This window comes from Aurantivibrio infirmus (assembly GCF_054767315.1).
The window spans coordinates 615,947-634,020 of the sequence record NZ_BAAFSK010000001.1 but is presented as its reverse complement, the minus strand read 5'-3'; the positions used below and the strand labels follow the sequence as shown (position 1 = coordinate 634,020).

11 protein-coding genes are annotated in these 18,074 nt (G+C 43.1%); 7 read left to right on the top strand and 4 right to left on the bottom strand.

Going from position 1 to position 18,074, the window contains the following annotated elements; all coding sequences use genetic code 11:
• The first annotated feature begins 32 nt into the window (after window positions 1-32).
• Together ACYUCY_RS03040 and ACYUCY_RS03035 are read left to right on the top strand one after the other, a co-directional pair.
• The gene (locus ACYUCY_RS03040; protein ID WP_460224968.1) at window positions 33-3,056 is read left to right on the top strand and encodes an ATP-binding protein; all 3,024 of its coding nucleotides are present in this window, start codon (window positions 33-35) and stop codon (window positions 3,054-3,056) included.
• The gene (locus tag ACYUCY_RS03035) at window positions 3,041-6,097 is read left to right on the top strand and encodes an ATP-binding protein (protein WP_460224967.1); all 3,057 of its coding nucleotides are present in this window, start codon (window positions 3,041-3,043) and stop codon (window positions 6,095-6,097) included. The genes ACYUCY_RS03040 and ACYUCY_RS03035 overlap by 16 nt, the downstream gene beginning before the upstream one ends.
• A 39-nt stretch (window positions 6,098-6,136) precedes the next feature.
• Here ACYUCY_RS03035 and ACYUCY_RS03030 read toward each other — a convergent pair whose 3' ends face one another.
• The 3 genes from ACYUCY_RS03030 to purU all read right to left on the bottom strand — a co-directional run bounded on the left by ACYUCY_RS03030 (window position 6,137) and on the right by purU (window position 8,941).
• Window positions 6,137-6,646, bottom strand: a complete 510-nt coding sequence (locus tag ACYUCY_RS03030) for a flavin reductase family protein (RefSeq protein ID WP_460224966.1) — start codon at window positions 6,644-6,646, stop codon at window positions 6,137-6,139.
• Window positions 6,647-6,772: 126 nt separating this feature from the next.
• Entirely contained in the window at window positions 6,773-8,038 is a 1,266-nt protein-coding gene (lhgO, locus tag ACYUCY_RS03025) for an L-2-hydroxyglutarate oxidase (protein ID WP_460224965.1), read from the bottom strand.
• A 15-nt stretch (window positions 8,039-8,053) separates the two neighbouring features.
• Window positions 8,054-8,941, bottom strand: a complete 888-nt coding sequence (purU, locus tag ACYUCY_RS03020; protein ID WP_460224964.1) for a formyltetrahydrofolate deformylase — start codon at window positions 8,939-8,941, stop codon at window positions 8,054-8,056.
• Window positions 8,942-9,872: 931 nt separating this feature from the next.
• Between purU and ACYUCY_RS03015 the strand changes: the two genes are divergently transcribed.
• Window positions 9,873-11,426, top strand: coding sequence for a hypothetical protein (locus tag ACYUCY_RS03015; RefSeq protein ID WP_460224963.1), 1,554 nt, complete (start codon window positions 9,873-9,875; stop codon window positions 11,424-11,426).
• A gap of 323 nt (window positions 11,427-11,749) precedes the next feature.
• On the opposite strand, the gene ACYUCY_RS03010 is transcribed toward ACYUCY_RS03015, so the two are convergent.
• Window positions 11,750-12,103: a hypothetical protein gene (locus ACYUCY_RS03010; protein WP_460224962.1), complete on the bottom strand. Its 354-nt coding sequence runs from the start codon at window positions 12,101-12,103 to the stop codon at window positions 11,750-11,752.
• Between the two features lie 148 nt (window positions 12,104-12,251).
• On the opposite strand from ACYUCY_RS03010, the gene ACYUCY_RS03005 reads away from it, so the two are divergent.
• The 4 genes from ACYUCY_RS03005 (at window position 12,252) to ACYUCY_RS02990 (ending at window position 18,065) form a co-directional block, all read left to right on the top strand.
• Complete coding sequence (locus tag ACYUCY_RS03005; RefSeq protein ID WP_460224961.1) at window positions 12,252-12,839, top strand: hypothetical protein; 588 nt, start codon at window positions 12,252-12,254, stop codon at window positions 12,837-12,839.
• On the top strand, window positions 12,836-14,044 hold the full coding sequence (locus ACYUCY_RS03000; RefSeq protein ID WP_460224960.1) for a hypothetical protein: 1,209 nt from the start codon (window positions 12,836-12,838) through the stop codon (window positions 14,042-14,044). Before ACYUCY_RS03005 ends, ACYUCY_RS03000 begins: the two co-directional genes overlap by 4 nt.
• 311 nt (window positions 14,045-14,355) lie before the next feature.
• Window positions 14,356-15,936 carry a tetratricopeptide repeat protein gene (locus tag ACYUCY_RS02995; protein WP_460224959.1) on the top strand — a complete coding sequence of 527 codons (1,581 nt, stop codon included), beginning with the start codon at window positions 14,356-14,358 and terminating at the stop codon, window positions 15,934-15,936.
• Window positions 15,933-18,065 (top strand): PEGA domain-containing protein, encoded by a 2,133-nt coding sequence (locus ACYUCY_RS02990; RefSeq protein WP_460224958.1) that lies wholly within the window; start codon window positions 15,933-15,935, stop codon window positions 18,063-18,065. The genes ACYUCY_RS02995 and ACYUCY_RS02990 overlap by 4 nt, the downstream gene beginning before the upstream one ends.
• Window positions 18,066-18,074: the final 9 nt, after the last annotated feature.

The following is an 18,074-nucleotide window of genomic DNA, read 5'->3' as shown; positions in this document are numbered from 1 at the left end:
TTTTGCGCAAAGTTAAAAAGGGGGGCGAGATTATGAGTAATGATACATTGTTAGCTGCGCCTCCACTTTCTCAACCCGCTTCCTTTGAAAGCCGCGTACTGGATCTAAGTGAATTACTTTTGGTCGCCGACACCTTCAAAGAATTGCACCGAGTAAGCGCTTTCTGTAAATCCCAACTAAACATATCAGAATTTGTGATTCTGAACGTAGACCTCACACGGAAAGAACTATCCACGCTGTTTGATTCAAAAAATCCAAAATATGAAAACCCTGAAGATCGAAAAACACTTGCGATAGATGATTCGAGAATCCATGAGTTTTTTCATGGAGAATCGGGACACTCAAATGAACGGCATAAGACCTTAATAAATATAATGGAAGAACTTTTAAATACAGAATTGGCTGGGAATGATCACTATGAAATTGTGTCGTATATAGACAACAAAATTGACTCAGGAATTTGTCTATTTGAATCTAGTAAGGCCAATAAACCGCAACAACCCGTAGAAATCATAGAGTCACTGTGCGAAATATTATTCTTAAACATCCGTAGAATATCAAACAGTGAATCTAATCAATATTATTATGGATTATCTAAAAAATTACTGGAAAATTCCGGATCAATCTATACGAGCTGGGATCAACAGAGAAGCTGGCAATATCATAATTTTGATCGGCTTAGCGATATCGGACATAGAAAAGATAACATAAGCTTATACGCCGAAAATGAAATCAATCCGATTCATCCAGACGATCGTCTACCGATATTAACAGATTTTAAACGCGGCCTCGAAAGCGGCGAGAGTTACGAACACGATTATCGATTAATTGGGCCAAAAGGCAACGAATCTTGGTTTCACGCCAAATCTACTGTCGTAGGGAAAAACAAAGATGGCTCTGCGAGAGAAATCGTTTCTATTTCGAGAAATATCGAATCCATCAAGTCCGCCGAGCTTACTGCCAAGCTTGCCGAAGAATCAGGAAGGTGGCTATTAGAGCAAACTCAAAATATTTTCGATTGCAATAATTTCACCTCTTTAAACCGTTCACTGAAAGCAATAGCGAAAAATCTTGGCTTACAGCGAGCCAGTATACGAGTAGTGGACCCTGAAACACTCTACTGCAATCTAGTATCTGAATACCATGACAGCGAACTAGAATCCGTCGAGTCCCTATTTCCCAATCTTATCTCTTCCACTGGAACTGGTTGGATAGGTCGACTTATCGAACATGGTGACGCTTTCGTCTGCAATGATATCCACAGTGAAATGCCAAAAAAAATATCCGATCACTATAAGGCGATGGGATCTTCATCCGTAATCATTCAACCTATGCTCGAAGCTAAGGTCCTAATAGGCTTTCTTGTATTGATACACGAACAACCTCATGTTTGGACCGATGAAGAAATTAGCAACAGTAAAATCTTTTCCGATGCCATTCACTTAACCATTCAGCGTAACCGAGTCCTCGACGATTTACGCGCGTCAGAAGAAAGATTTCAATTGGCGATGGAGAACTCCACCCTTGGGCACTGGGAACATTGCGCAAAAACTAACACGATGACTAGAAGCCATCATTTAATTGAAGCACTTGGATACAAAAAAGAAGATTTTACGCACCAACTGCCATTGTATGAGCTTGTGCATCCTGATGATCGTCATTTAGTTCTCGATATTTTTTCAGATTGGTATCAGAGCCTCGATGATTTTAGAGAAAAAGAACTTCGGGTGATTAAAAGTAATGGCGAGTATATTTGGATCCTGGCGAGAGGAAAAATAATAGAGCGTGACGAAGATGGCCAAGTGTTACGTTCTGCAGGTGTAATTATGGACATCCACCAATTAAAAGGAGCTCAAACCAAGTTAAAGCAGGCCAGAAAAAAAGCCGAACAGGCCAACAGTTCTAAAAGTGAATTCCTTGAACGTATGAGCCACGAAATTCGTACGCCAATGAACGCCATCGTTGGCATGTCCTACCTAGCGCTAGATACCGAGCTTGATAGCGATCAAGAAAGCTACCTCCAGGATATAGAAGGCGCCGCTAAATCCCTGCTTCATGTCATCGACGATATTTTGGATTTCTCTAAGATTGAATCCGGCGAATTAGTCATTGTTAACGAACCTTTTAACGTCCGCAACGAACTCAAAAGAATCATGAAACTGTTTTCCGTTCGTGCTCAACAAACGGGGAATGAAATGCTGTTGTCGATCGGTGAGGACATACCCGACCTGTTAATAGGTGACCCCTATCGACTTAGCCAAGTCATCACCAACCTGCTGAGCAACGCGGTCAAATTCACCAAAGACGGCACAATCACTCTATCCGTTCAAAATGCGGATTCCAATCTGACCTTAAATACCTTAAGTCTTCTGTTTTCGGTGCAGGATTCTGGAATAGGGCTCAGTAAAGACCAAGCAAAAAATTTATTTGAGCCTTTTACTCAAGCGGAAATATCGACTACGAGAAAATTTGGCGGCACTGGTTTAGGTCTTTCGATCTGTAAACATTTAGTCGAAATGATGGGTGGCTCGATTCATGTGATTAGTTTGCCAAAAGTCGGGACAACCTTTCACTTCACGGTAGTCTTTAAACAACAGGAACACACTATACCCAACGAAGAGAACAGCGGCTTACCGCAAATCATTCCATCAAAAGACTTAAACACGAGCTTATTTGAAGGAAAAAAAGTTTTATTAACTGAAGATAATATTGTTAATCAACGAGTTGCAGCGGGAATTCTTGCCAAATTTGGCGTCATTGTAGTTACGGCAAATAACGGCAGCGAAGCTCTCGATATACTCAACCTAATGAGAAGTAAAGAGTTCGATGCGATTTTAATGGATATCGAAATGCCCGTGAAAGACGGTATCGAAACGACAAAAGAGATCCGAGAAAATCCTGACTTCGACCAAACCCCAATCATCGCGATGACTGCACACGCTATGGTGGGTGACCGAGAAAAATGCTTGCAGGCTGGCATGAACGACCATATTGCAAAACCCGTTAACCCCGGAAACTTGGCAGCGATTCTCGCGCGAGCATGGCAGATAAAATGACTCCGAGGGATCCAGAAATATTGATACCGGGAAATAAATTACCGGACGCCATTTCTAAGCAGAACCGTACTCACCTGCCCGATCAAGATACATTTGCACACGACGCGGTAACAAGTGCCAGCCAATTATCACGTGCAACTAGTTTTGCAAGCTTGCGCTCAACGCTATCTACCCTAGAACAACTTGGCGATAGCAGCTCCGTCAAAATATACGCGCCTCTGGGCAGAAAAAATCAGCTGATCGATTTGGAATTCTTATTTCAAGATACACTCAACGAATTCAGCATTGCGAGAAATAAAAGCGAAAAGCAGAACCTTCCCGAAAATGTACTCAGAATTTATCGCGAGTTATTGCAAGCTGAAACAGAAAATAAAGAAGAGTTCGCGCAAGTTTCTTTCGCCACAATGCAACCAAGAATAATTGAAGAAAACATTTACTGGCCAACCATCAATAACAAGAGATTCTTATGTCTGGTTGTTTTTAACAAGACAGCGAAAAATAACCAAGAAAGTTTAACATTTCAAAATAACTGGGAAATATTGTCTCGAATTATATGTCAACTGGTATCGACAATTTACCGACTGGGCAAACAGTACAACCTAGAACAGAAACAAAATATTTTAGCAAAATTGGTTTCAACAACCGAAGAAGCGTTTTCTACCTGGTCTCCTAAAACAGCGTGGGTCGAACACAATAAAACTATTTACTCACGTATAGGTTATCCGGAACCATCAAAGGCCGATGGAGAAAAATTCGATTACACAGACATTATTATTGAAGAAGATCTAGATCGATTCCTTAAAAATCTAGACAATTGCTTTAGTAATGGCGAGGCACACGAACAAGAATACCGTATTAAAGATCCCCAGGGGAACATACGAATAATTTCTTCAAAATTCAAATGCCAACTTAACGATGATGGAGAAGTCGAATTAATTACTGCGATCTCTGTCGACATAAGCGACAACAAACAAAAAGAAGTCGATATTTTAGCGCGGGCCGACTTAGATCACTGGCTACTTAAACAAACAAGTATTCTATATCACAGCAGAGATAAAATAGCAGTCACCTCGACCCTACAGGAGCTTGCGCAACGATTTGATTACTCGCGCTGTATTTTGCGTCTTTTTGACGGCGCAAACATCTACGTGTATGCCGAGTGGCACCAAGCAAATCAAAAATCTATTCACGAAGTTATCCCTAATATTGTCGTTCAACATGATGCACCAAGGGATCCAACTTACATATTTGACACCGAACAACTAGCTAAAAATCATCGAATGATAGAGCGAAGCCGACTCGCTAATTTTCGTGCGCAGATGATTATTCCACTCAAAGGAGACGAACAACTACTCGGGTATCTGATTTGCCAAAAAACTAATCCCCATCACTGGCAAGATCTAGAAAAAAAGGCAGCAGACGCAATCGCTGAAACCTTGACAAAACTCATCATCAAAGAAAGTCTTCTTCAAGAACTTGAAGTCAGCGAGAAACGCAATGATGTCATCTTGGATGCTGCGTCATTTGGCGTTTGGGAATACAACATCCTTGAGAAAACTGTTTTTATCGGCCCGCATTATTTCGAAATGCTGGGTTTCGATGCAGATAAAAATCGTGGTTTTGCGCCCATTCACTTTAAGAACGTTCACATCGACGATCGAGAGTTACTCGTCGATAACGAGAGAAAATTGGCCTCAGGAGAGGTCGACGAGTTTTCTTTGGAAGTAAGACACTTATCAAAAACAGGGGACCTAGTCTGGATATTAATGAGGGGTCGAGTAATCAAATGGGATGATACCGGGAAACCGATTCGCGCGACGGGCACCATGACCGATATCACCACATTGAAACGAACTGATGCAGACTTACAAATTGCTTACCAAGAAGCCGAAGCAGCGAATATTGCGAAAAGCGAATTCTTAGCTAGGATGAGCCACGAAATACGCACCCCCATGAACGCGGTTATCGGTATGTCTTATTTAGCTCTGCAATCTCCGCTAACCGACGAGCAGAGGGGCTACGTAGAGGATATCGATACTGCCGCAAAATCTCTATTACAAATTATTGATGACATTTTAGATTTTTCGAAGATCGAAGCGGGGAAATTAATTTTAGAACATCGTCGATTCAATTTTTCAAAACACATTGAGCGAGTGGCAAATCGTTTCAAGTCAATTGCTCAGAGAAAAAACCTAGTATTAACGACTTCCGTTGACCCAAATATTCCCGCATTTATTGCCAGCGATTCAACTCGTTTACGACAAATATTAGCGAACTTGCTCGACAACGCTTTTAAATTCACCAAAAGTGGTTCTGTCATATTAAGCACCAAGCTACTTGAAAATAAAGCGGGTAAATTAACGATAGAATATACCGTTGCCGATAGCGGAATTGGTTTAAGCAAAAAACAAATTAAAAATTTATTTGATCCCTTCACTCAGGCCGACGGCTCCTCCAGTAGAGAATATGGCGGCACCGGCTTAGGTCTCGCCATCGCCAAACAATTAGTCAACTTAATGGATGGCGAAATAGGCGTAGAAAGCTCGCCAGGAAAAGGCGCACGATTTAAGTTCACCATTGTTTGTAACGCGGAAAATGAAGAAGAAGAGCAACAGAATATTCGAGCAAGTATTTCCGCACCAATCGTCGACCAAGAATTTAAAGGTAAGAAAATTTTACTGGTGGAGGATAATAGGGTAAATCAAAAAGTTGCGACGGGAATTTTAAAACACAAAGGTTTGGATGTGACGCTTGCCAATAATGGGACTGAGGCTGTGTACATAATGAAAGCAAGTCACCCTGGACAATTCTCTGCGATTTTAATGGATATAGAAATGCCTTATATGGATGGCTTTGAAGCTACAGAGGCTATTCGAGCAATCAGTCAACATGCCAACATCCCTATTATCGCGATGACCGCTCACGCAGTACAAAATGAGAGTCAAACATATATCGACAAAGGAATGTCGAGCTGTATTTCAAAACCCATCTTACCGGCTGAGCTCTACAAAACGCTCGAAACTTATTTAAAAGAACAGTAGGCGCTCATCGAGTGATTATAAGCACCCAGAAAAATAAAACTAAATCGATACTTTTTTACCCAACGTTAAATATTCACCGTTGTAATACAAAAGCGCTTCGCTATTCTCATTTACCATAACTTCTTTTACATCACCAATAACAATTAGATGTGTACCATAGTGAATAGTTTTTTTAATCTCGCAGATAAAATTTACCAAACCATCAGACAAGTAGGGAGTCTTATTCACGCCAAAATCTTGCCACGCACCCAACTTCAACCGATTGTCATCTTCAGGCACAAAAGCACAACGCTGAGAAATATCAGCCTGTTGGTCGTTGAGGATGTTTAAACTAAAGTCATCACCGAGAGTCAGTGATTTGCAAGTCATCGAGTCGGAATGCAAACAAACCAAAAGAGAAGCCGGATCATCCGACAAGGAAGTAGTCGAAGTAACCGTCATGGCATGAGCTTGATCATTTTTATCACGAGAAGCGACCACGGTAACACCGCTCGCTAAAAATCGCATACCCGCTTTCATAGCCACCGCTAGTCTATTTTTTTCTGTCATTATCATTCAATCTTATTTAAAAATTTATATCCGATTAACTAAACGAACTTATCCGAATAGATGGTCCTACATTTATTTTAAGTGTAGCCTTTGCCGCCGAAAATTCGCTTCAATAACCCGATAAAACTACACGTCAGAACTATAGCGGTCGATTCTATCACAGACATACTCCCCTATCGGAAGACTTGATGTCGCTGCGGGAGAAGGTGCGTTGCAAACCAACAAACTACGGCGCGAACTCAAAAATAAAAAATCATGGGCCAAGGTACCATCTGGTAAAACCGCTTGTGCTCGAATTCCTGGTTTATAAGGTAATAAATCAGACGGCCCAATTGAGGGGCAATATCGTCGAACAAGACTCAAATATCGGCGCTTGGCCAGGGAATTCCACAATTCGGACAGCGCATAGCGCCAGTTGCTGCCGAACATTTTCCAAAAGCCGAAATAGCTAATACTTGACCAACAATCTTTAATGCTGAACTGGAATCCCGCATAGGCTTCGCGCTTCATCGACATGACTGCATTGGGACCAACAGTAAGATCCCCACTCATCATCGGCGTCAAATGGATTCCCAGAAAAGGCATCTCAGGATTCGGGACGGGATAAATAGCGTGCTTCACTACGTTTTGTTTTTCTGGCGGCAGACCGTAATACTCTCCTTTAATAGGAATAATTCTAAAATTAACAGGGATTTTTAACATCTTAGCTAAACGATCAGCTTGCAATCCACCGCAGACAACGAGAAACCGAGTAAAAAAAATTCCAGTTTTGGTCCGAACATCCACGCAACGATCAGATTCTGTCAACGCCACAACCTCAGTTGACAGTTTAATTTCTCCACCTAACGCCAAAAAATCTTCGGCAAAAGCCTTCGACACGGTGGCGTAATCAACAATGGCTGTAGACTTCACGAGTATGGCTTTGAGCCCGACAATATTTGGCTCTAACCGATGCAATTTTTCTGCAGGTAATAATTCACAATCAATATTATTTTCTTTACTTCGCTCAAACAGATTATGCAGACGCTCAAGTTCCGATTCTTCTGTAGCAACAATTAGTTTTCCTGTCGTCTTAAAAGGAATATTTTTTTCACGACAGTACGCTTTGATTTTTTGCTCACCAAGACGACAAAATTTAGCCTTCAAACTGGAGGGAGGGTAATAAATCCCTGAGTGGATCACACCACTATTTCGACCACTCTGGTGAAACGCCAGCTGGTCTTCCTTCTCGACCAGAAGAATTTTTTTATCGGGGTGACGTTCTTGTAATTGCTTGGCGGTTGATAGCCCAACTATTCCACCACCAACAATTAAAAAATCATACATAGTTTGCAAACCGGGGGAGCCATTCATTAATAAGTGGGGCGCTGCGCAGGTAATCGTTGTATGCATTCGAACGAATAATGGCTATCGACGAAAAATAACTGTTTTATTGCCATTCAACAAAACTCTGTGCTCAGCATGCCAACGTACGGCCCGCTGCAACACAACAGCCTCAACATCTCGCCCTATTGATACCAACTCTTCCGGCGAATTGGCGTGACTCACCCTCTCAACTGCTTGCTCAATGATGGGCCCCTCATCTAAGTCGCCAGTAACAAAGTGTGCGGTGGCACCGATCAATTTCACCCCTCGCTCAAAAGCTTGATGATAGGGTTTTGAGCCTTTAAAACCAGGCAAAAATGAATGATGGATATTAATTATTCGACCTGAAAAATCGTCACAAAAAGTGTCGCTAAGAATCTGCATATATCGTGCTAAGACCAAGAAGTCTGTATCAGTGTCAGTGAACAATCGGCGAAGTCGCTCTTCTTGTTCAATCTTCTGACCATTCACGATTTCTAAGTAGTGATAAGGCAAGCCATACCATTCAACTAGAGATTGCATATCCCGGTGATTGGAGACAACTCCGACAATGTCGATTGGCAAGGATCCCAGCTTCCAGCTATTCAGTAAATTATTCAAACAATGTCCCCATTTAGAGACTGCAATTATCACCTTGGGTCGGTAGTTCAGGTCGTGCATCTCCCAACGCATTTCATATTTATTAGCCAAACCACAAAACTCATTTCGCAATTGCTCAATCGAAAATCTTGGTGGCTGCTTAGCGGTTACGTTGAACACCGTGCGCATAAAAAATTGTTTCTTTTGCACATCTTCAAACTGAGATGACTCGCGAATATTAAATCCAATATCGTTAAACAAGCTTGCGACAGCCGCAACTATCCCAGATTGATCAGGACAACTAAATTTTATAACCAAATCCGAAATGTTATTGAGTTTACCGCCTGACATTATTTTTATACCTTTGTAATTTCTAACCAGTTTATATTTTACTTTTAATAAATATTTTCACGAGCACCACACCCTGGCAAATTCATCACTTTTTTAATTACTGAATGAACTGCACAATGCTCGATCGACGGGGTACATAACAGGATAATTCAAAGCACGAATCATTGAGCTACGCATTCATCGGAACAGGTTCACACAGAATCATCATCAAAAAAACAGTTCTGACGCTAAATTGACCGACTCAGTCATTAAGCAGGTATGCAAGCTAGATTATTTTGGGATAAAACCACGCGGACTTAGAAATATTATTCGCTCCTGAGCCCCCTTCACCGAGCTCGCCATTACGCCCAATTTAGCAACGAGCGACTTAAGTCATTGTTACTGCAATTTAATCTGCTCTGTAAAGCTAGCTACTCAGCTGCACCATCGACGAACAGAAATATGTAAAGATGGATTATTGCTTATTTTTATAATACTTCCCAGATTCATTCAGGATCAAACATAGGGAACGACAAGAGTTTGGCTATACTGAAAATAGCAGCCACTTCTCCAGTCCAGCGACCCTTTTCAATTCGGCCATGAAGACTAGGTACAAGCTAGAAAGCTGAAGTGTGCCCCGCTTTCGAGGCTTGCGCCCTTTTGTGACACGAAAATTGCGACCAAATGGTAGAAAACGGTGAATAGAATCAACTTTCCCGACTTTGGAAACGGCTATATTGGAAAGAAGAAAGCTAGCTGAGGTAAATGTCTACTTTTTATACTTTTCAAAGAATATTCACCAAACACCCTGCTTCAGCCTTAAGAAAAGTTACAGTCGTATGAAAGCATCGCAAACTTTTTATTGCCTACTTTGTTTTTTTAAATTATGCCCTTTAAGGCGTTATGTACAAGGAACTGAAACTAAATTAACCACTCTTACGTAGACTGTGCAATGGAATCACTATATTTTACACCGCTAAAGTCAATTCAAGGCTGTACTACATGGCTAAACAAAATATCGTTTAGCGCTATCGGTACTGCAAAACTAAAAGAAGACAACACTGTGCATCGGTTGAATACAGCATATTTAGTCACCTTCCTAGTTATGTTTACGGCAGCGTCACCAGTGTTGTCGCAGTCAAACCCGCAAGATTCCAACACTAAGCTTAAGCTGCCGGCAAATGAATCTATAGCGCTAGCGAGTGGAATGGCGGAAACGCCCACAATAGACACGGCAATTCCGGCATCGAATTCGCGACTAAGACCCTCTCCGAAAATCGAAAACTATCTTCGAGAAATCCAAGAAATTGAAGCCGAGAATGGCCCATGGAGCGACAACCTCTCAGAACAGCTGGGCGGTTTAGGGGCAGCTTATCAATCGCGTGGTCAACACAATGACGCTATTGAAGCTTTTGAGCGAGCAATCCATATCAGCCGAATTAATAATGGGCTTTACGATCTTGGCCAAGTCCCTATGGTCGAAAGCATGATAGACAGCCTATTGGCTAGAAATAGGCGTGAAGACGCTTATGATATGTTCGATTATCTCTATTGGTTGCATAAGCGCAGCTATGGCGAGAGCGACCCACAAATGTTGCCGGTTATAGATAAGCTGGGAAACTGGTATTTAAACGACTATGCGCACAATCCATCACAACGCCATTACTCTGAATTACTTGCCGCTCGAAACATGTTTGATAATGCCGATGCAATTGCCAACGCAACCTATGATGAAAATGATTTGAGGCTGATTTCCCCTTTGCGCGGTGTTGCCGTATCCAGTTGGTTTTTTGCCAATTTAAATTCTCATACCTTAACAAGCGCCATTGAAAAACGAAGACGCGAAAATGAGACAGGGCCAGAAATAAGCAAACGAGGCTTAGAAAATATGCTGTCTTCGGGGGCGGTTCAAGGCCCTGGGGTTTATTACCCAAACAACCCTGAATTGCCTAATCGATTGCTTCGTTATATTCGCACCAGCTATGTAGACGGTAAAGATGCCTTAGGACGAATGATCGACATTTACTCCAACAACCCGGAATCACCTCTAGGCGCCGCGACAATCGCAAAAATCGAGTTGGCAGATTGGCATCTACTTCACGATAGAAGACGCGAGGCAATGGACCTATACAAAGTAGCCTATAGCGCATTCCTCACGGATGAAGCCACCCAGCCTCTAGCCGAAAAAGTTTTTAACCATCCTGTTGCCCTGCCTGATTTAGCATTAGTCGATTCCTTAATCGAACAACAAAGCGATGATCCTGAAGTATTGGAGTTAGAAGATAGCGCAAACGAAATTCAATATGTCTTAGTGAGTTTTGATATTAACCGCTTTGGGGATGTCAAAAAGGTCGATATTATTGAGTCACAACCGAGTGACGCTGCTGGATTGAGATCAAGAGTTAAAAATGCGTTGGCTTCGACACGATTCAGACCTCGATTCGTCGACGGGGAACCCGTAGACACTGAAGGTTTAGTCCATAAATACATCCAAACAAATAATTAATATAAAGCAGGTTATTTTGGGACAGAGACAGCGAAACAATCTCGTTATTAGACACTCAAACAAGATTAGAGCTTGAGCGGCCACTGAGAAAATTAGCAAATAAAACGCCCAAGTTTGTTTGGGTTGTTAGTGCTCATATTGAAATTCAATACCAAGTAACGGCAGTGCTAAAGCCAAAAAACAATTTGGGTAAGTAAATTAACTTCCATAACTCATAGATTAACGGCGGGTGCCACCATGAAAATCGGTCAAAACGTTAGGCTTTATTCAATCGCCTTTGTTCTTGCGGGTTCATTGTTGAGCGCATGTAAATCCAGCACTTCTCAACCGCAAACACAATCAACTGCACTTCCGTCACCCCCAAGCAGCCCACAAACAAGCAGTACAAGTCCATCGACTCCATCAACACCCAGCAGCAATTCACCCAACACAATACCGACGTCTAACGGCTCTCCAAGTTCGGGAATCCCAAGCACCGGTGCTCCGAGCAGCGGGCTGCCAAGCCCAGGCAGTGGTTCTACAACAAGTGCAGGATCAACACAGCCGAGAGTTACCGTATCTTCATCTAGATCAAATGGCATTCCTGGTCTTCCTGGGCCGTCGATACCATCACCTTCCAGATCAAACCCCGGAAGCACGACGCCTGGAGGCTCATCATTACCCAATACAGGAAGCACTGGTCAAGCTGGCGGACTTCCTGGCTCTAGCTCCACCTCCTCTGCTCGTCCCTCTGACTCCAATGGTTTCCCTTCAACGGCAGGAACGGGGCTACCAGGCGATTCTTCAGTATTCGATACCGCCCAACCGGGCCAGCAAAATGGTGATGTGGACTTCTCTGAATCTTCGACGCCAAGCGGCTCGCCAAACGGTACAGCCCAAAATGGGACATCTCAGAATAGTGGTACTCAGAACGGCAGTTACGGCAGCGGGCCTTATTTACCGGGCGCGACAAGTCGAGAAGAACAAGTCGCAGTACTAGACGGCGAACTTGACGGATCTATGGGCGAATACGATGGGATGATATTACGTGAACGCAAGTATGTACTTGCTCGCGGTAACGAGGCCGGCAGTGAAGAAGCCGTTGAAGATTTCGATCGAACTTTAGCTTATTACGATGAAGGCGACGAATCTGGTGGCATACCTCAAGCCCCAGGAAACCCTTCTGGTGATGGCACTCAAAACACCGGTGGCACGGAAACTATTGAAGGCAGTGGTAGCGGCTCTGGTTCAGCCAGAGGAGGTCCAGGAAATGGCAAAGATGGACCCTTCCCGCCTCCCGAAGGTATCCCCAATGGCAACGATGATGACGTCGTCGCTCGGCAAATGAGAGAGGCGGCCTTGTTTGAACCAGACCCACAACTTCGAAAAGACTTGTGGGAAGCGTACCGAAAATATAAAGAAGATACTCGATGACCGCATTTCAACATTATTCTGCGATGAAAGCTTGTGCTCTTGCTTTAACTCTCAGCGCACTGACTGGGCTTATTGGCTGCTCAAGTCAAACAGTCAAAACAGCGAATCACGCCCCTCTCCAACGTGAGACAGCGGAGTTAAGAGAAGAGTACTTGCTGGACGTCGGCATTCAAGTATTCGACCCGGGTTTAGACAGGGCGGTCAATAACGAAGATCTGCTCATTTTTCCGGAAGTGCGTAAAGCTGAATCACGCTACATCCCCCTGCACCTTATGGAAGCTCTACAAAACAGTGCTGCATGGGGTGCTGTTCGTGTCGTTCCGAATGAAAAAACGATGTCCGATGTACTTGTTAGCGGCGAGATTCTGCAGTCGGATGGCGAGCTATTGCTGATTCATGTTTCGGTCAATGATGCGAGCGGTAGACACTGGTTCACAAAAGTTTACCAAGGCCTCGCGAGCAAATATTCCTATGACCGACAACGCTCCCACCAAGACCCCTTTCAAGGCATATACAATCGTGTTGCCAACGATATGCTGGAATATCGCAAGAAGCTGTCTGAACAAAACATTGCAGAAATTCGCACTATCGCCGAATTGCGCTTCGCGCAAAGTTTTTCTCCTGAAGCCTATGACCAACACCTCGTGCTAGACAAAAATGGCCGCTATGAGATAAGTCGTTTACCAGCAAGTAATGATCCAATGCTGGAAAGAATTCATCGTATTCGAGAGCGGGATTATATTTTTGTCGATACCTTGCAAGAATATTACGGAAGCTTTGTCCGAGACATGGATCGCCCTTACCAAGAATGGCGCAAACAAACCTACGAAGAAGTCATCGATATGCGTAACTTGCAACGCTCCGCGCGCAATCGCACGATCGCAGGTATCGCAGCGATCGTTGCAGGGATAGCGGCTTCAGGAAGCAGCAGTGGCGCATCTCGAGCGGCAGGCCAAGTCGGTATTGTAGGTGGAGCTTATACTGTAAAAAGTGGTTTCGATAAAAGAGCTGAATCGAAACTCCAAATTGAAATATTACAGGAACTCGGTGATTCTCTAGAATCCGAGATAGAACCACGCGTAGTTGAATTGGAAGATCGCACCATTACCTTGTCGGGAACGGTTGAAAATCAATACGATCAATGGCGAGATATATTACAAGAGATTTATCTTCTCGATACGCAAGGAACAATAGAGCAACAGTAAACCCAAGACATGAAACAATAACTATTATTGATCTCTTGGTTTGACCAAAAAAGTGCTGCTTCCCTAACTATCTACTTTTCTTCGCTCGTAGAAACCAGCTCCGCAATGAACATTTCAACCCTCAGACTGGTTAAGTTTTATTCAAAAATAAGACTATCTCATTGTGACAGTGAAATTCATTGCAACTATTTAATATTCTCGGCGTACTAAATTAAGGCCCAATAATCTTTGACGTACTATTATGTCGACTAGAATTAACGCATAACTAAGTGAATATCCACCGATAAACTAGCAAGATCCCGCAACCACTAATGAATAAACAAAATCAACATAGCGATGACGAGCAAATAATCGCACCGGCCCAAATTACCTTGAATGTTGCACCGCAAAATTCTGCGAGCATGCAATCTCAATCCGCTTTTTGGCGACGACATCTGTTTTTAATTTTTAGTCTCTTTTTGGCTGTAACAGTATTACTCGCCGTGGTATTTATATTACCCAAAAAGATCAGCGGTAACGCTGGAAACACCCAAGCGCCGCTGCTTACTAACGATACCAGTGACGGCGAAGGTGCAGCCGGCGCTTCCCCACTCCCAACAAGTAAAACGAGTAACTCAGCGCCAAACGAGTCGCCCTGGCAAGATGCCCAGTTTGCAAAAGAACGACGCGAAACCCAGGACGTTCTTGCCATCATGCTGGATCGGCAATCCCGCTTAGAAAAAATTCGAGTCGAATTATGGGCGCTAGAAGAATATGAAGCTGCCCAACAATTAGCTGTTGAAGCAGATCGACAATATTCGCAACAAGACTTTTTAAAATCGTCTCAACTATATAAGCAAAGCCTAGACAAGCTCGACGCCCTCTTGGAAAAAAGCGAAGCCGTATATGATCTAGCCCTTTTTGAAGGCAACGAAGCAATTTTGGCCGGGAACCAACTAGCCGCCGAACAGAACTTTCAGCTGGCTCGCCATATAAAACCGCAAAGCCCCGAAGCATCTAAAGGTTTAGCAAGAACCGCTGTATTGGAACAGGTACTAGACAAAATTAATCTCGGCAAAGCCGCGGAAAGAAATAAGCAACTCCGCGAGGCCCAGGAACACTATCAGCAGGCATTGGCTCTAGACACGCAATCTGAAATTGCCCAAGAAAACCTGAGTCGAATTAACCAAAGTATTATTGATGAAGATTTTCGTAAGGCGATGTCAGAAGGCTTTGCCGCCATTGCAAACGGGAACAACAATTCAGCAATCAGCGCCTTTAAAAAAGCCTTAACAATCAAGCCCAACGCCATTGATGCAAGTAAAGCGTTAAGCCAGGCACAAAACCAAGCAACCGAGATAAATATTCAAACGCATATTGAAAACGCCGCGAAACATGAAGCTAAAGAAGAGTGGGAGCTAGCGGTTTCAGAATATAAACTTGCGGAAAAATTAGATAAAAATGTGGTCGAAGCCAAAGTGGGACTCATTCGCGCTCAGACTTTTGCCAACTTTGATAACAAAATGAAAGCCATATTGGCAAACCCCGAACGCTTAACCAGCGCGAAGGTACATAATGAGTATCAACAATTTTTAGACGATGCGAAAAAAATAAAGAACCCTGGTAAGCGCCTACAACAACAGACCCAACAGTTAGAAGTCGAACTGCGCTATGCACTAGAGCCAGTCTCAGTTGCCTTCGTATCTGACAATGAAACAGAAGTAACACTCTATCAAATCGGCAATCTCGGCAAATTCGAAGCGACTGAATTATCTTTACAACCGGGCACTTATACTATCGTAGGTAGTCGTAATGGATATCGCGATGTCAGAGAAAACTTTGTCGTCTCAGCAAAAAAAGACCAGCCCACAACCGTTACCATTCGTTGTACTGAGAAGATATCGAAGGGATGAATAATAAACCTGAAAATACCGATGATGAGAATACTCAAGTGCGAGCGAGCGACATTTCCTTGTTTTCGAATTCATCCGTCAACGATCGAACGGATCCAATAAAACCTAGCGAGTTTGTGCCGCTAAAAGGTCTCCACACACGCTCGAAAAAAACCATTCGGCCCATCCATTTTGCGATCGGTATTCCGATGATTTTTTTAGCCGCAATCGCTAGTTTTTTATTCATCTCGAAGTCCGTGCTTATCACTACTGAACCTTTGGCATCAAATATAAATGTTAATGGACCTCTTGCCTTTAAAGTGGGGGGAAATTATTTACTTCTTAGTGGTGAACATGAAGTATCGATACAAACTGAAGGGTACTATCCCTTAACACAGAGCTTTAATGTAGGCCCTGAACAAAACCAAGAAGTCAATTTCGAACTAAAACCCTTACCAGGGAAGCTAACCGTTGTCAGCAATGTAAGCGAAGCAGGCGAAGTGTGGATCGACGGTGAAAAGGTTGGCTCACTAAACAAAGAAATTGATGGCATCGACGCCGGTCAACATGAATTACAAATTGTCACTAATCGCTACCAAGAATATTCTCAACAAATAGATATCGAAGGAAAAGAAAAATCACAGGCAATCGATATCAACTTGGTTCCAGCCTGGGCAGAAGTACAAATTTCTACCGTGCCGAATGGTGCCAGCATAATGGTGGATGGTGAAGAAGTCGGCAACACGCCGACGACGGCCGAGATCCTCCAAGGCGAACGAGAAGTTGTCGTCGCACTTACCGGCCATAAGACACACAGTGAAACATTATTAATCAAAGCCGGTGAACATCTAGATCTCGGCTCAATAATATTAGAAAAAGCAGACGGCTTAATTCGGGTTCAGTCAAAACCCGCCCAGGCTAGTATTACTATCAATGGTGAATACTATGGTCTTACGCCTCTCGATATTCCTTTGGCCTCAGGCAGTAATTATCAAATCACTTTATTCAAAGATGGCTATCAGCAAACGCAAAAAAACATCACCATTCAGTCAACTGACAAACAGATCGTTAATGTCGACTTAAGCGCTAACCTTGGCGAAATCACTTTTCAAACAAACCCCGAAGACGCGTTACTCTACGTTGATGGGCGCTTGATGGGGCGCGCTAACAAATCGCTCACTTTACCCACATCACAAGTTCAAATAAGTGTTAAAAAAGAAGGCTATGCCGATTATCAGACGATGGTGCTACCAAAAGTTAACTTTGACCAAATCATTTCAATTAACTTAAAAACTATAGAAGAAGCGAAGTGGGAAAATATAAAACCGCTTATATCCACTAAATTTGGGCACACACTAAAGTTATTCAAACCCAACGACACTTTTGAAATGGGCAGCTCTCGACGCGAACAAGGTAGGCGGGCAAACGAATCGCTGCGCACGGTAAAATTATCGAGGGCTTTTTATCTTGGCACAAAAGAAGTCACCAACGCACAATTTCGTGAATTTCAAAATGAACACTCGTCTAGTAATGTAAAAGGTCAGAGTCTCGATGGAAACAGCTACCCAGTAACAAATATTAGCTGGCAACAAGCGGCGTTATTTTGCAACTGGCTATCGGAACAAGAAAACCTTCCCGCATTTTATTTACTCGAAGAGGGTCTCGTGACCGGATTTAATCCGCAATCGCATGGATATCGATTACCCACTGAAGCCGAATGGACTTGGGCTGCCCGTGTCGAGCAAGGAAAGATGCTGAAATATTCATGGGGAGAACAATTACCACCAACAAAAAATTCGGGCAACTTTGCTGATAGAAATGCCGCACCTCTCGTTGGGCTCGTGCAGGTCTCCTATGATGATGGCTACGCTGCGACAGCGCCAGTCGGTAGTTTCCCACCGAATCAAAAGGAAATTTATGATTTGGCAGGCAATGTATCTGAGTGGATAAATGACTTTTACGACATTACAACTGGCCTATCGGTAAAAGCGGATGTCGATCCTCTAGGTCCGAGCGAGGGTGATTTTCATGTTATTCGTGGTTCGAGTTGGGCTCACGGAAACATTACTGAATTGCGCTTATCATTTCGAGATTATGGTGAAGACAAAAGAAATGACGTGGGCTTCAGAATTGCTCGCTTCGTTGAATAAACAAAAGCT